Genomic DNA, 13,960 nt, shown 5'->3' with positions numbered 1-13,960 from the left:
CAAGGCTATCCGTATGAGCCACGTCACCCCGGCGCAGGCAGGCTCAGCTCCGGGCGACGGCGTATGCCGCGCAGCCGATCAGCTCCATCGAGACCTGGAGACGCTCGAGGCTGACGTTCTTCGCGATGGTGTCCTCGGGCGAGTGGTACGGCGGCTCGAGGAACGCCGGTGAGATCTCACCACGCCAGGAGAAGTTGGCGGCCGCGATCCCGACCTCCTGGAACGACTGGTGGTCGGACGCACCACGTTGCACCGGCCCGACCAGCTGCGGGTCGTACCCGAGCCGCTGACCGGCCGCCCGGACCGCGTCCGTCGCGGTGTTCGCCAGGCCGGTGAAGGACAGCAGCCAGTAGGTGATCGCCGGGTCCCAACTGGTCGCGACCATGTCGTTCTGGAACACCGCCCGATGCCGGTCGCGCTGATCCTGCGCCAGCTGCGCGACGTGGTACCGCGACCCGATCAGCCCTTGCTCCTCCGACCCCCACAGCGCGAACCGCAGCGTCGCGTTGGTGGAGATCCGGCTGAACACCTTGGCCAGCTCCATCGTGAGCACGGTCCCGGAGCCGTCGTCGTTGGCTCCCGGCGCACCGATCACGGAGTCGTAGTGACCGCAGACCATCACGATCGGCGAGTTCGCGCCACCGCGGCCACGGCGTTCACCGATCACGTTGTTCGACACCAAGCCACGATGGGCGGTCGTACTGATCCGCAGCGGCAGCGAGTTCACCACCGCGAGCGCTTCCCGGATCAGCCGCTTCTGCACCTGAGCCACCCCGAGCACCGGGATCGGCGCGTCGGTCAGACCGCTCGGCGAGAACGCCGACGCGCGACGCGGGAACACCTGGTCGGCGGGCAGCAGGATCACACCCACTGCTCCGCGTGCCGCCGCCTCCGCAACAAGAGCCGGACGCGCGGCCGTGGTGTCATCCGCGATCACGATCGACCCCGCAACGTCGGCCGGCCAGACCGGAGCCGTCGCAGCGCCGACGTCGCGGACCGGTCCTTCGACCGTGACGTCCAACTTGCCGCCGGGCGCTGCACCGGCCTGCCAGCTCAGGTCATCGGGCAGGATGCCCCGGACATCGAAGACCTGGGCGGTGAACTTGTCGGCGACCGGGAACGGCTCGAGCCGGGTCTGGTAGCCGAAGTCGTCGAGTTGGCCCGCGATGTAGTCGGCCGCGCGCTTCTCGCTCGTGGTCCCGCCGATCCGCGGGCCGATGTGTTCGGACAACACCTGCAGGTGGCGCAGCGCACGCTCCGAGGACAGGCCGGACACGATCTGACGGTCGTACTTGTCCAGCGTCGGGCGGTTCACCGCACCGGGTCGCTGGTCGTCCGCAGCCCAGGCGGGGGCGGCGGGAAGAGCCGTTGCGGCGGTGACTCCGGCGACGGCGCCGAGCAGGCCGCGACGACTCAAACCGGACGATTCGGTCATACAAGGTCTCCTCACAAGGTGGGCGGCCCCGAGACCAGTGACCGTAACCGATCTGCGACTGGGTCGCTCCCCCTCGTGACGGATTTTCTTGCAGGACAGGGAAATCCCGCGGGTCAGGCCTGCTGTTCGCGGAGTTCGCGGCCCACTTCGTGCAGATGGCGCAACCCCATCCGGTACGAATCGATCAGGCCTGTGCTCACGTACGGCATCCCGATGCGTTCGCAGTACTCCCGCACGATCGGCTGGGCGAAGCGGAGGTTGGCGCGCGGCATGCTCGGGAACAAGTGGTGCTCGATCTGGTAGTTCAGGCCGCCCATCATCCAGTCGGTCACCAGGCCGCCGTTGACATTGCGGGACGTCAGCACCTGCTTCTCCAGGTGGCCCCACTGGGTGTCGCCGTCAGGCATCTCCATGCCCTTGTGGTTCGGCGCGAACACGCTGCCGAGGTGCAGCCCGAACACCATGTGGTGGATCAGCGCGAACAGCACCGCCTGGCCGGGCGACATGATCAGGAACAGCGCGCCGAAGTACAGGACCAGGTGCGCGGCCATCAGGCCGAGCTCCAGCCGGGCCTCGCGGCGCGGGCGGCCGAGCAGGAAGCGGATGCTGGAGACCTTGAGGTTGAAGCCCTCCAGGGTCAGCAGCGGGAAGAAGATCAGCGCCTGGTTGCGGGACAGCCAGCCGTGCAGGCCGGTGCGGCCCTCGGCCTGCTCGAGCGTCCAGACCAGCACGCCCTCGCCGACATCGGGGTCCTTGTCGGTGTGGTTGGGATTCGCGTGGTGCCGGTTGTGCTTGTCGTTCCACCAGCCGTAGCTCATCCCGAGCAGCAGGTTGCCGTGCACCAGGCCGATCCAGTCGTGCAGCCGGCGGGATCCGGCGATCTGCTGATGCCCGGCGTCGTGCCCGAAGAACGCCGCCCGGGTGGTCACGATGCCCAGCGGAATCGCGAGCAGCAGCACCCACCAGGTGCTACCGAGAATCGCTGCTCCCGCCCAGATCAGGCCCATCAGCACCACGTTGATCCCGATCGCCATCGCGTACGCCGCGGTCCGGCGTTCGAGCAGGCCGGCCGACTTGATCTCGCGGAGCAGCGGGGAGAATTCACTGCCGCGGGTAGCAGGGGACAACGCGGTTGGCTGAGCCATTAGGTCCTCGTCTCGGAAGCGGGGGGAGGCCTAGGCGTACAGCCGCGGCCAGCGTACGTCATCAAGCCTCATCGCCCTAACGGCCGAGCACACGAGTGCTACGACCCGGATGCCCGGGGGAGGCAGCGCCAGCGCGGAAGTGGACCTAACACCCCTGAGCGGGCCCGCACGCTCAGTCATGATGGGTGCATGACCACCATCGCCACCCAGGCGCCGCCGATGCGGTACCCCAAGATCGCCCAGCCGTGGATCGCGCTGGCCCTGTCGATCCTGGCCGAGCTCGGGATCGCGTTGTTCGTGCTCAACGTGGTGGCCGTGCCGCTGATCGCGGTCTGGGTCGGGATCCCGCTGCTACTCGCGTTCGTGCCGGCCACGCGGTGGTTCGCGAACTGCCACCGCACGATGCTGGCGGGCTTCCTGGGTGAGCGCATCCCCCGCCCGTACAAGAAGCCCCCGATGCCCGGCATCCTGATGTGGCTGCGGACCACGCTGACCGACCCGGCCACCTGGCGCGACATCATCTGGCTGCTGGTGAACGCGGTGATCGGCTTCACTCTGTGTCTGCTCAGCGCCGTTCTGTTCCTGGCGTCGCTGTTCTACCTGGTCTACCCACTGCTCGTCGGCGTCACCCCCGAGGGCGTCTTCACCGAGCCGTTCGGCGGCCTGGTCACGGTCAACTTCTGGACCAGCTTCCTGGTGACGCCGGCCGCCCTGGTCGCCTTCATGATCTGGTACGCCGCCGGCGAGCGGCTGCTGAAGGCGAACGCGTTCATGGCCCGTTCCCTGCTCGGCCCGACCGAGAGCGCCAAGCTGGCCCTTCGGGTCCGGGAGCTGGCCGAGTCCCGGGCCGAGACCGTCGACACCCAGGCGGCCGAGCTGCGCCGGATCGAGCGGGACCTGCACGACGGCGCCCAGGCGCGGTTGGCCGCGCTCAGCATGAACCTGGGCATGGCCGAGGAGATGGTCGCCCGCGATCCGGCCCAGGCGGCGGCGCTGCTCACCGAGGCCCGGGAATCCGCCAGTACGGCGCTGTCCGAACTGCGCGACCTGGTGCGCGGGATCCACCCGCCGGTGCTGGCCGACCGTGGCCTGGACGGCGCGGTCAGGGCACTCGCCCTGTCCTGCCCGTTCAAGGTGGACGTCACCTTCGACGTCCCCGGCCGGCCGGCCGCGCCGGTCGAGTCGGCGGCGTACTTCGCGGTGGCCGAATGCCTCGCGAACGCGGTCAAGTACTCGGCCGCGACGACAGCCTGGATCCAGATCACGCACGAGGACGAGAAGCTGCACATGATCGTCGGTGACGACGGCGTCGGAGGTGCGGTGATCCGGCCCGGAGGTGGTCTGTACGGTATCGAACGGCGGCTGGCCGCCTTCGACGGTACGTTGACCGTGGTGAGCCCGAGCGCCGGGCCGACCACCGTGATCATGGAGCTGCCTTGCGAGTCCTCATCGCTGAAGACCACGCCCTCCTCCGGGACGGCCTGATCCGCCTGCTGGAGGCGCACGACTTCGAGGTCGTCGAGGCAGTCGACAACGGTCCGCGGCTTGTGCCCGCCCTGGTGGAGCACCGGCCGGACGTGGCCGTTGTCGACGTACGACTCCCACCCACCTTCACCGACGAGGGCCTGAAGGCCGCGATCGAAGCCCGCCGCCAGGTCCCCGGCTTGCCGATCCTGGTCCTGTCGCAGTACGTCGAGCAGCTGTACGCGCGGGAGCTGTTGACCGGCGGCGGAGGCGCGGTCGGCTACCTGCTCAAGGACCGGGTCTCGAACGTGGCCGAGTTCCTCGATTCGGTACGACGGGTGGCGGCCGGAGGGACCGCGATGGACCCGGACGTGATCGGGCAGCTGCTGGCCCGCAACACGCGCGACGAACCGATCGGCCGGCTGACGCCACGCGAGGCCGAGGTGCTCGGCCTGATGGCGGAGGGCCGCTCGAATGCCGCCATCGCCGGCGCCCTCTTCGTCACCGAGAAGGCCGTCAGCAAGCACACGAACAACATCTTCTCCAAGCTCGACCTCCCACCCTCGGAGGACGACAACCGCCGAGTGATGGCAGTCCTCACCTACCTGTCGTCGCGCTGACGGTACGTCGTAGGGCTGCTGCCGGTGTGGTGGCGGAAGCGGGTGGAGAAGTACAGGGGATCGAGATAGCCGACCTGCGCGGCCACCGAGGCGACCGACCGGCTGGTCAGCTCGAGGAGGTTGCGGGCCGCGTCGAGGCGGCGGTGTTCGACGAACTGCTGCGGGCTGACGCCGAGCTGCGCGCGGAACAGGTGCGCGAACCGGGACACCGAGAGATTCGCCGCGCGGGCCAGCCGGGGTACGTCGAGGTTCGCGGTCAGATCCTGGTCGATCAGCTCGATGGCGCGCAGGAGACGGTCGTCGATCTGCACCGCCGTCGGGTTCTGGGTGTCGCACCACAGCAGGGCGGCCTCGAGCGAGTTGGCGCTCAGCTGTTCGGCCTGTGGAAGGACGCTGCTCTGGTGCCGGACGGCGTCACGCAGGTGGTCCGCGATCCGGTCGGCGGTCGGCCCGGCGGGGCGGAGCTGAACGATGCCCGGGGCAACTTCCGGCCAGTCCAGCAGTGGGAGCCAGTCCGGTTTCGGGTTGAGGTGGGCGTAGAGGAAGTGCCACCGCTCCCCCACGGTGCCGTAGTCGTGCAGTGTGCCCGGGCGGACGAGGGTCACCGTGCCAGGGTCGGCCGCCACGTCGCCGGTCGGCGCGCCGAAGCGGCCCCGGCCGTCCAGCGTCTGCACCAACAGCCAGTCCGTCGTGCCACGCCTGCGGAAGGTCGCGTAGTCGGAATCCTCGTCGAACTCACCGGTGAGCAGTCGCCGGACGACAGGGGTCGGCGAATCCCGGATAGCAGGATCTCGAAGGTTCACAGCTCGATAGGCTATCGTCCCGGCTGCCCGTCGCCGCCGATCCTGGATGCATGACCGACGTATTGGCCGAGATCTATCGCGACGAGGGGATCGTCCAGGTCCCGCAGGTGCTCACCACCGCCGAGGTCGAGCGGATCAGGGCCGTGTTCATGGAGCAGGTTGCCGCCGACCACTCCCTCGCGATCGACGACGGCGTACCGGACGACGATCCGCTGGCGCAGTATCCGCGGTTCGTGCATCCGCACCGGCGACCGGATGCCGAAGCCGGCAAGATCTCGCTGGAGCTGATGCTGGACAGCCGGATCCTCGATGTCGTGACCACCCTGATCGGGCCCGCGCTTGGCGCCCAGTCGATGTTCTACTTCAAGCCGCCGGGTGCGCGCGGCCAGGCGATGCACCAGGACAACACGTTCCTGCGGGCCGATCCGGAGACCTGCCTGGCGGTCTGGATCGCGATCGACGACGTGGACGCGGACAACGGCGGGCTCGCGGTGGTCCCCGGTTCGCACAAGACCGAGCTGGTCTGTCCCGAGCCGGCCGACCTGGCGGAGTCGTTCACCAACGCGGAGGTCCCGATCCCGGAAGGTCTGCGGAAGGTGCAGACGAAGATGAAGGCCGGTGACGTGCTGTTCTTCCACGGCAGCGTCGTCCACGGCTCCCGCCCGAACTCGAGCGCGGACCGCTTCCGGCGCGCACTGATCTTCCACTACGTCCCGGAGGACAGCAGGGAGATCGCTGCCTTCTACAACCCGCTGGTCCGGCCGGACCGGCGTACGGCGGTCCTGCCCGAAGCCATCGGCGGCGGTCCCTGCGGCGACTACGCCGACGCCGAGCCCTGAGTGATCTGACTCGCTGGTGTCACATCCGCCGGGGGTGCGGTGTCTTTAAGGCCATCTCTGAGACGAAGGAGTGGCCATGACCGAGAAAACCGATGTCATCGTGATCGGCGGCGGATACGCCGGCGTGATGGCTGCCAACCGCCTGACGCAGCGTGACGACGTACACGTGACCCTGATCAACCCACGTCCGGCCTTTGTCGAACGGATCCGGCTGCACCAGCTCGTCGGTGGGTCGGACGACGCGCTGGTGGACTACCAGAGCATCCTGGCCGGCGGCGTCGAACTCGCGGTCGACACTGTCACCCAGATCGACGCGGCCGGACGCCGGGTGATCCTGGTGAGCGGCGGCGCCCTCGACTACGACTACCTGGTCTACGCGGTGGGCAGCGGCAGCGGGGACCCCAGCGTCAGCGGCGCGGCGGAGTACGCCTACCCGATCTCCACCCTGGAACAGGCACGGCGACTCCAGCCGGTCGTCGACGCCGCGCCGGCATCGGCCGCGCTGACGGTGGTGGGCGCCGGACCGACCGGCCTGGAAACTGCGTCCGAACTGGCGGAGCAGGGCCGTACAGTGACTCTGGTCTGCGGAAAGGTGCTCGGGCCGTACCTGCATCCGCGGGCCCGGCGCTCGGTCGCCCGGCGGCTCGCCAAGCTCGGTGTGACCGTGCTCGAAGGCGACGGCGCGACGGTGACGGGCGTGACAGCTGACGCGGTCCAGCTCAGCGACGGCCGCGAGCTGCACAGCGACGTGACGATCTGGACCGCGGGGTTCAGCGTGCCGGATCTGGCCACCCGCAGCGGGCTGAGCACGGATTCCCTCGGGCGGCTGCTCACCGACGAGACCCTCACCAGCGTGGACGACGTACGCATCATCGCGGCCGGGGACTCGGGAGCACCATCGGACCTGCCGGTGCGGATGAGTTGCCAGTCCGCGATGCAGCTTGGCCCGCAGGCCGCCGAGACGGTGCTGAACCGGATCGCCGGCCGGGAGCCCGCCGGCTTCGATGTCGGGTTCTTCGGCGAGTGCATCAGCCTGGGACGTCGCGCCGGTGTGGTCCAGTACGCGAAGCGGGACGACACCCCGACCGGCGTGTTCCATCTGGGCAACCGATCCATGGCGATGCTCAAGGAAGGTGTCTGCAAGAGCACCATCTGGCAGCTCAGGCAGGAGGCGCGCCGACCCGGCAAACTCGATCTGTGGTTCAAGGATCGCCGACGCCGGAAGGTACTGCAGGCCAAGGCCGCAAAGGCGCCCGCGGACGCAGGCCGCCCGGCCTGAGGAGAGCTGCCGAGATGAGCGACCTGTCCAGTGACCCCGCGACCGACGCCTTCGTCGCCCACCGGAACCTGCTGTTCACCGTCGCCTACGAGATCCTCGGATCGGCGGTCGACGCGGAGGACGTGCCGCAGGAGACCTGGCTGCGGTGGAGCAAGGTCGATCTGGATCAGGTCCGCGATCAGCGCGCCTACCTGATCCGGATCACCACCCGCCAGTCGCTCAACCGCCTACGCACGATGCAGCGGCGCCGGGAGGCGTACGTCGGTCCCTGGCTGCCCGAACCGCTGCTCACCGCTCCGGACGCGGCCGAGGACGTCGAGCTGGCCGAGAGCGTGTCGATGGCGATGATGCTGGTCCTGGAAACGCTGACTCCGACCGAGCGGGCCGTCTTCGTCTTGCGCGAGGCGTTCGGTGTCAGCTACGACGACATCGCGGCGGCCGTCGACAAGAACCCGGCGGCCGTCCGCCAGATCGCGCACCGCGCCCGGCAGCACGTCGAAGCCCGCCGCCCCCGCAGTGTGGTCTCCCCGAACGAAGGACGGGCGGCCTTCGAGGCCTTCCAGCGCGCGGTCGAGGCCAGCGACCTGAAGGCCCTGCTGGACGTCCTCGCGCCCGACGTGGTCCTGGTCAGCGACGGTGGCGGCCTCAAACTCACCGCACTGCGTCCGATCGTCGGCGCGGAGAAGGCGATCCGCATGTTCGTCGGCAGCGTGCAGAAGGTCGGCGGCACGCTCACCACCGAGCCGACCGTGGTCAACGGCAACCCGGCGCTGCTGTTCCGCTGCGACGGGAAGCTCGACGGCGTCGTCGCGCTGCGGATCGAGGACGCCCACGTCACCGGCATGCACTACGTCCGCAACCCCGACAAGCTGTCCCGCCTCGAGTCGGAAACCGCCCTCACCCTGCGCTGAGGCGGACACCAGGCACTCACCAACTGCGCACCACCGAGGCGGATCACGCTCGGTCGGTCGCTGGGCACCGGCGGCCGCGAGGGTTGGTGAGTGGTGCAGGTCCGGACCGCCACGCCATCACAATCGCGGCGCTCCGGCGTCGGCAGGCGGGGCCCGCAGCGGAGTCGTCGGTTGTGATGGCCTGGGCGTCCGCCATCTAGTTCCGGATGCGGCGGAGGAACTCCTGGGTGCGGGGCTGGCTTGGGTTGTCGAGGACGTCCGCGGGTGGGCCGCTCTCGACCAGGCGGCCGGGTGGTGGAGGAAGCAGACCTGGTCGGCGATCTCGCGGGCGAAGGCCATCTCGTGGGTGCAGATCAGTATCGTCATCCCCTCCGACCGCAGGTCGCGGAGCAGATCGAGAACCTCACCGACCAACTCGGGGTCGAGAGCCGAGGTGTGATCTCGTCGAGCAAACCGCCGTCACCGCATGAGATCTCATGCGCAAAGGCGTAGGGCACGTCAGTTGCTGTAGTCGCGGAATCCCCGGCCGGTCTTGCGGCCCAGGTAGCCGGCGGTGACCAGGTGCTCGAGCAGCGGGGCCGGGGCGAATCCGGGCTCGCGGAACTCGAGGTAGAGGGTCCGCTGGATGGCCAGCGAGACGTCCAGACCGACCACGTCCAGCAGCTCGAACGGACCCATCGGCAGCCGGCAGCCGAGCTTCATCGCGGCGTCGATGTCTTCGACCCCGGCGTAGTGCGCCTCGAGCATCCGGACCGAGTCGTTCAGGTACGGGAACAGCAGCGCGTTCACGATGAAGCCGGCCCGGTCGCCGCACCGGACCGGGTGCTTGCCGGCGGCAACAGCCAGCGCCGCGACCGTATCGGCCACATCCGGGGACGTGCTGACCGTGCTCACGACCTCGACCAGCTTCATCACCGGCGCCGGGTTGAAGAAGTGCACACCGACCACGTCGGCCGGCCGCTTGGTCGCCATCGCCAGATCGATCACCGGCAGACTCGAGGTGGTCGTTGCGAGGATCGCACCCGGCTTGCAGATCTCGTCGAAGGTCTCGAACAGCGCCTGCTTGACGCTCAGCTCCTCGACCACGGCCTCGACCACCAGGTCAACACTCGCGAGGTCGTCGAGCTTGGCCGTCCCGGTGATCCGGCGCAGTGTCGCGTCCCGCTCCTCCGACGACAGCTTGCCGCGCTGAACGCCCTTCTCCAGCGAGCGTTCGAGGCCGGCCCGGACCCGGTCCACCTTCTCAGTACCGCGGGCGACGTACAGAACGTCGTACCCGGCCCTGGCGCAGACCTCGATGATGCCGACGGCCATCGTCCCGGAGCCGACCACGCCGACCTGCTTGATCGGGCGTACGGCGATCCCCGCGCCGTCCGACGCCGGCGTGTGCTCGTCGTCGACCACGACCGGGGAGTCCGGCGCTTCGTAGGTGTAGAAGCCGCGGCCGGTCTTGCGGCCGAGCAGTCCGGCGGTGACCATCTGCTTGAGGATCGGGGCCGGCGCATGCAGCCGGTTGCGGCCCTGCTTGTACATCGTGTCGAGGATCTCGTACGCCGTGTCGAGGCCGATCAGATCGAGCAGCGCGAGCGGGCCCATCGGGTAGCCGCAGCCGAGCCGCATCGCCGCGTCCACGTCCTCGCGGGTCGCGTACCGCGACTCCACCATCGAGACCGCGTGGTTCAGGTAGCCGAACAGCAGGGCGTTCGCGATGAAGCCGGCCCGGTCGGCCGCCACCACCGGGACCTTGTCGAGGCGGCGGGCCAGCGCGAGCACGTCCTCGACCACGTCCGGCTCGGTGACCACGGTCCGGATCACCTCGACGAACTCCTGCACCGGCGCGGGGTTGAAGAAGTGCATGCCGACGACGCGGCGCGGGCGCTGGGTGGCGACCGAGATCTCGGTGACCGACAGGGACGAGGTGTTGGTGGCCAGGATCGCGTCGTCGCGGACGACCTTGTCCAGCGCCGAGAAGATCTCGCGCTTGAGCTCGAGCCGCTCGATCACGGCCTCGATCACCAGGTCGCAGTCCGCGAGCGCCTCGAGCGTGGTGGCGAAGGTGACCCGGTCGAACAGCGCCTGCTGGTCCTCGACCGACAGCTTGCCGCGCTTCACCGCCCGGTCGGTGGAGTGCTGGATGTGCCCGCGACCGCGCTCGGCCGCCTCCTCGTCACGCTCGACGCCGACCACGGTCAGGCCGTGGCGCGCGAACACCTCGGCGATCCCGGCACCCATCGTGCCCAGACCGACCACACCCACCGTCTTCAGTTCCCGAGCCATGGCCCGAACTATGCCAGTCCCACTACTGGTCCGCCCATGAGCTGAGTCACCCGGGAGGCCAACCTCACACCTCGTCGAACACCACCGGCGACTCCAGCCACGCGTCCAGCAGCCAGGCCGGATCCGGCGCACTGTCGAGCATGGACGCGACCGGTTTCGGCTTGAGCTCGCGCCCGAGAAGGTCCCCGACCGGCAGCCACACCGCCCGATAGCTCCCGGCCTCCGACTCCGCGGTACTTCCCATCTCCGGCCCTTCGCCGGCGCCGAACTCGCCACCGATCGACTCGGCCAGGAAGTAGTGCTGGGTGCTCGTGCCGAAGTTCACCACGGCGACCAGCCCGCGGATCTTCACCAGCACACCCAGTTCCTCGTGGGTCTCGCGCCGGGCCGCCTCCGCCAGGCTCTCGCCCTCCTCGACCTGGCCGCCCGGCAGGACGTGGTAGGTCCGTCCGTCGCGCACCCGCTCGATCGCGGCCACTCCGTGCCGGGAGAGCAGGACGATCCCCGCGCGGATCATGCGCGGCTCGCCAGGACGCTGAACCAGAACCCGATCCGCGACTCGCTGCGTCTGACCTGCTCGACGTTCCAGCCGTTCGCGGTGAGCAGTTCGCGCAACGGTTCCTCCTGCCACATGACGAAATGCCGGGGCAGGTCGAGGTTCCGGTTGGACCACTCCTCGCCCTTGCCCTCCCGCGTCGCGAACGCGAGCACCGGCGCGGCCCGCGCCGCCTTCCGGAGTACTCCGGCCAGCTGGGCACGGTCGAAGTGCAGGAACACCGCGTCGGCGAACACAGCGTCGTACGGGCCGCCGAAGTCGTCCGTGATCGCGTTCAGCCGATCGGCGTCGTACCCGCCGGCACGCATCATCTCGAGGAAGGCCTGGGTCGCGTCGGTACGCCGTACGACGAAACCGCGGCGCTCCAACTCGATCGCGTCGCGGCCGGTCCCGCTGCCGAGCTCCAGAATGCGGGCGCCGGGCGCGACCCCCTCGGCGAGCAGGTCGATGAGCAGCTCGTTGGGCTCCTTGGGGATCGATTCCCGGAACTTCGCCGACGCCTGCTCGTACGTCGCCAGCGTCACCTCGTTGTCCGTCTGCACCCGGGTCCACCCGTCGCCGATGTGCTCGACGATCGCCGGGAGCCTCAGCCCGAGGTCGACGCCGAGCACGACCACGGTCTCGCCGCGATGCAGGTCGGCGATCGCCTGCAGCTCCTCGTCAGGTCGCTGCGCGAGCTCGGGTACGACGGTCAGCCGGACGCCGAGGTGGTCGGCCAACCGGGTGCCGGCTGCCGCGTCGAACGGGCCGGCGTACACCTGGGCGATCCTGTCCCCGACCACTGGATCCTGCACATCCCCAGGCAACAGCAGAATCCGCGCGGGACACATGAGATTCATCCGGCGACGTACTCCAGTGCCTCGGCGGCGTAGTCCGGCCAGACCTCCGACTGTGCCAGCGGGATCACCACCTACTCCTTCATCGGACGACCCATGCCCGGGTCGAACGCCTCGACGCCTGGCACAGCGAGCGCCTTCTCCCGCGGCTCAGGCGGGAGCTTGAACGTCATGGCATCGCCGAACATCCCGGCGAGCACCTTCTTGCCGATCTTGAGACAGGGCATGCCGAACATGCTTCCCCGGACCACGCCGGCCGACTCCAATCCGGCCGCGACCGCGTCGTACTCGGCGATCGCCTGTTCGCTGACCTTCGGCATCATGTTCACCACCCTGCCACTCCGCACGGCCAGGCGACATGGGTTCCCGGCCGCTCGTGGACTACGGTGCTTTCTCGTGCGCTTGGTGATTGCTACGTGTTCTGTGGACTACTCCGGCCGGCTGACGGCTCATCTGCCGATGGCGCCGCGGTTGCTGATGGTGAAGGCGGACGGGTCGGTACTGATCCACGCCGACGGCGGCTCGTACAAGCCGCTCAACTGGATGTCGCCGCCGTGCAAGCTGACCGAGGACGGTGACGTGTGGAGCGTCACCAACAAGGCCGGCGAGGAGCTGCGGATCACCATCGAGGAGGTGCACAGCGACACCGCCTACGAGCTCGGCGTCGACCCCGGTCTGATCAAGGACGGCGTCGAGGCGCACCTGCAGGAACTGCTGGCCGAGCACGTGCACACCTTCGGCGAAGGCTGGACCCTGGTACGGCGCGAGTACCCGACCGCGATCGGCCCGGTCGACCTCCTCTGCCGGGACGCCGACGGCAAGCACGTCGCCGTCGAGATCAAGCGCCGCGGCGAGATCGACGGCGTCGAGCAGCTCACCCGGTACGTCGAACTCCTCAACCGCGACCCGATGCTGGCCCCGGTCCGCGGCATCTTCGCCGCCCAGCTCATCAAGCCCCAGGCCAAGGTCCTCGCCACCGACCGGGGCCTCGAATGCCTCACCGTCGACTACGACGCCCTCCGAGGCATGGAATCCGACGTACTGCGGTTGTTCTGAGCTCACCGAGGTGTTGACAGGGCGTCGGCCGCGGGCACTTACTTAGCGATATGGCTAAGGAAACGGTGATCTGTACTTATCGGGTCCGGGCGGCGGATGAGGATCGGTTCCGGGAGGTGCTCGGCGGGCATTGGGCGACGTTGCGGGGGCTCGGGTTCGTGACCGAGGAGCGGGCGACGGTGTTCCGGTCGGTGGACGAGCCGACGTACGTCGAGATCTTCACCTGGGTGGACGGTGGATTCGCGCGGGCGCACGAGCACCCGGACGTACTCACGCTCTGGGAGCGGATGGACCCGCTGCTCGAGGAGCGGGACGGACTGCCGAAGTGGGACTTCCCGCACTACCTGCTCCAGGATCTGGCACAGGATCTTCCGGCTTGACCGCCGGCTCCCGCGGCGGGCGGGACCTGGACGACCTCGACCGGGTGTTCACCGCCCTCGCGCACCACTCCCGCCGTACCATCCTGCTGGTCCTGCACCTGCGCGGCGGCGAGATGACCTCGGGCGAGATCGCGGGACGCTTCGACCATTCCTGGCCGACGATCACCCGACACCTGGGGGTCCTGGAGCAGGCCGGACTCGTCCATGTCACCCTGAGGGGCCGCGAGCGTGTCTATCGCCTGGACACCGGCCCACTGTTCGCCGTCGGCGTTCCCTGGCTGCACCGGTTCGAGACTTCCTCCTGACAAGTCAGCAAATTTGCCCGATTTCGGGCAGATCCTTTGCGCTGACCTCGAGAA

Annotated in this window: 15 protein-coding genes; 8 read left to right on the top strand and 7 right to left on the bottom strand. The window is 69.0% G+C overall.

The features are described from left to right. Positions 1-43: 43 nt before the first annotated feature. Both OG817_RS05550 and OG817_RS05545 read right to left on the bottom strand, forming a co-directional pair. Positions 44-1,435: a M28 family metallopeptidase gene (locus tag OG817_RS05550; RefSeq protein ID WP_406052582.1), complete on the bottom strand. Its 1,392-nt coding sequence runs from the start codon at positions 1,433-1,435 to the stop codon at positions 44-46. A 113-nt stretch (positions 1,436-1,548) separates the two neighbouring features. Next, entirely contained in the window at positions 1,549-2,580 is a 1,032-nt protein-coding gene (locus OG817_RS05545; protein ID WP_406052581.1) for a fatty acid desaturase family protein, read from the bottom strand. A 189-nt stretch (positions 2,581-2,769) separates the two neighbouring features. Between OG817_RS05545 and OG817_RS05540 the strand changes: the two genes are divergently transcribed. Further along, positions 2,770-4,065, top strand: coding sequence for a sensor histidine kinase (locus OG817_RS05540; protein ID WP_406052580.1), 1,296 nt, complete (start codon positions 2,770-2,772; stop codon positions 4,063-4,065). Next, positions 4,017-4,664: a response regulator transcription factor gene (locus OG817_RS05535; RefSeq protein ID WP_131355762.1), complete on the top strand. Its 648-nt coding sequence runs from the start codon at positions 4,017-4,019 to the stop codon at positions 4,662-4,664. Before OG817_RS05540 ends, OG817_RS05535 begins: the two co-directional genes overlap by 49 nt. Here the strand turns inward: OG817_RS05535 and OG817_RS05530 are convergent. Further along, positions 4,646-5,467, bottom strand: coding sequence for a helix-turn-helix domain-containing protein (locus OG817_RS05530; protein ID WP_406052579.1), 822 nt, complete (start codon positions 5,465-5,467; stop codon positions 4,646-4,648). The genes OG817_RS05535 and OG817_RS05530 overlap by 19 nt on opposite strands. A 50-nt stretch (positions 5,468-5,517) precedes the next feature. On the opposite strand from OG817_RS05530, the gene OG817_RS05525 reads away from it, so the two are divergent. From OG817_RS05525 to OG817_RS05515, 3 genes are all read left to right on the top strand, one after another. Next, complete coding sequence (locus tag OG817_RS05525; RefSeq protein WP_406052577.1) at positions 5,518-6,306, top strand: phytanoyl-CoA dioxygenase family protein; 789 nt, start codon at positions 5,518-5,520, stop codon at positions 6,304-6,306. A 76-nt stretch (positions 6,307-6,382) separates the two neighbouring features. Beyond that, entirely contained in the window at positions 6,383-7,585 is a 1,203-nt protein-coding gene (locus OG817_RS05520; RefSeq protein ID WP_406052575.1) for an NAD(P)/FAD-dependent oxidoreductase, read from the top strand. A 14-nt stretch (positions 7,586-7,599) separates the two neighbouring features. After that, entirely contained in the window at positions 7,600-8,496 is an 897-nt protein-coding gene (locus tag OG817_RS05515; protein WP_406052573.1) for an RNA polymerase sigma-70 factor, read from the top strand. Between the two features lie 498 nt (positions 8,497-8,994). Here the strand turns inward: OG817_RS05515 and OG817_RS05510 are convergent, their stop codons facing one another. From OG817_RS05510 to OG817_RS05495, 4 genes are all read right to left on the bottom strand, one after another. Next, complete coding sequence (locus tag OG817_RS05510) at positions 8,995-10,773, bottom strand: 3-hydroxyacyl-CoA dehydrogenase family protein (RefSeq protein WP_406052572.1); 1,779 nt, start codon at positions 10,771-10,773, stop codon at positions 8,995-8,997. Between the two features lie 64 nt (positions 10,774-10,837). Then, positions 10,838-11,290: an NUDIX domain-containing protein gene (locus OG817_RS05505; protein WP_396393871.1), complete on the bottom strand. Its 453-nt coding sequence runs from the start codon at positions 11,288-11,290 to the stop codon at positions 10,838-10,840. Beyond that, positions 11,287-12,123 carry a class I SAM-dependent methyltransferase gene (locus OG817_RS05500; RefSeq protein WP_406052570.1) on the bottom strand — a complete coding sequence of 279 codons (837 nt, stop codon included), beginning with the start codon at positions 12,121-12,123 and terminating at the stop codon, positions 11,287-11,289. Before OG817_RS05500 ends, OG817_RS05505 begins: the two co-directional genes overlap by 4 nt. A gap of 116 nt (positions 12,124-12,239) precedes the next feature. Continuing rightward, on the bottom strand, positions 12,240-12,488 hold the full coding sequence (locus OG817_RS05495) for a hypothetical protein (protein WP_406052569.1): 249 nt from the start codon (positions 12,486-12,488) through the stop codon (positions 12,240-12,242). 73 nt (positions 12,489-12,561) lie between these two features. Here OG817_RS05495 and nucS point away from each other — a divergent pair, with 73 nt between their 5' ends. The 3 genes from nucS to OG817_RS05480 are packed head-to-tail and all read left to right on the top strand — an operon-like array spanning position 12,562 to position 13,906. Further along, positions 12,562-13,221: an endonuclease NucS gene (nucS, locus tag OG817_RS05490; RefSeq protein WP_360440355.1), complete on the top strand. Its 660-nt coding sequence runs from the start codon at positions 12,562-12,564 to the stop codon at positions 13,219-13,221. Positions 13,222-13,271: 50 nt separating this feature from the next. After that, positions 13,272-13,601: a hypothetical protein gene (locus tag OG817_RS05485; RefSeq protein ID WP_406052567.1), complete on the top strand. Its 330-nt coding sequence runs from the start codon at positions 13,272-13,274 to the stop codon at positions 13,599-13,601. Next, the gene (locus tag OG817_RS05480; RefSeq protein ID WP_396393866.1) at positions 13,598-13,906 is read left to right on the top strand and encodes a metalloregulator ArsR/SmtB family transcription factor; all 309 of its coding nucleotides are present in this window, start codon (positions 13,598-13,600) and stop codon (positions 13,904-13,906) included. Before OG817_RS05485 ends, OG817_RS05480 begins: the two co-directional genes overlap by 4 nt. The last annotated feature ends 54 nt before the right edge of the window (positions 13,907-13,960 follow it).

Origin of the sequence: Kribbella sp. NBC_00889 (assembly GCF_045207705.1) — a bacterium.
In the GTDB taxonomy this organism is placed as follows: Bacteria; Actinomycetota; Actinomycetes; order Propionibacteriales; family Kribbellaceae; genus Kribbella.
Note: the sequence above shows the minus strand (reverse complement) of the source record. Positions and strands in the feature narration are given on the sequence as shown.

Coding starts and splice junctions, on each gene's coding strand:
- OG817_RS05520 (WP_406052575.1), top strand. CDS start 6,383: ATGACCGAGAAAACCGATGTCATCGTGATCGGCGGCGGATACGCCGGC.
- OG817_RS05485 (WP_406052567.1), top strand. CDS start 13,272: ATGGCTAAGGAAACGGTGATCTGTACTTATCGGGTCCGGGCGGCGGAT.
- OG817_RS05505 (WP_396393871.1), bottom strand. CDS start 11,290: ATGATCCGCGCGGGGATCGTCCTGCTCTCCCGGCACGGAGTGGCCGCG.
- OG817_RS05525 (WP_406052577.1), top strand. CDS start 5,518: ATGACCGACGTATTGGCCGAGATCTATCGCGACGAGGGGATCGTCCAG.
- OG817_RS05495 (WP_406052569.1), bottom strand. CDS start 12,488: ATGATGCCGAAGGTCAGCGAACAGGCGATCGCCGAGTACGACGCGGTC.
- OG817_RS05550 (WP_406052582.1), bottom strand. CDS start 1,435: ATGACCGAATCGTCCGGTTTGAGTCGTCGCGGCCTGCTCGGCGCCGTC.
- OG817_RS05545 (WP_406052581.1), bottom strand. CDS start 2,580: ATGGCTCAGCCAACCGCGTTGTCCCCTGCTACCCGCGGCAGTGAATTC.
- OG817_RS05540 (WP_406052580.1), top strand. CDS start 2,770: ATGACCACCATCGCCACCCAGGCGCCGCCGATGCGGTACCCCAAGATC.
- OG817_RS05515 (WP_406052573.1), top strand. CDS start 7,600: ATGAGCGACCTGTCCAGTGACCCCGCGACCGACGCCTTCGTCGCCCAC.
- OG817_RS05510 (WP_406052572.1), bottom strand. CDS start 10,773: ATGGCTCGGGAACTGAAGACGGTGGGTGTGGTCGGTCTGGGCACGATG.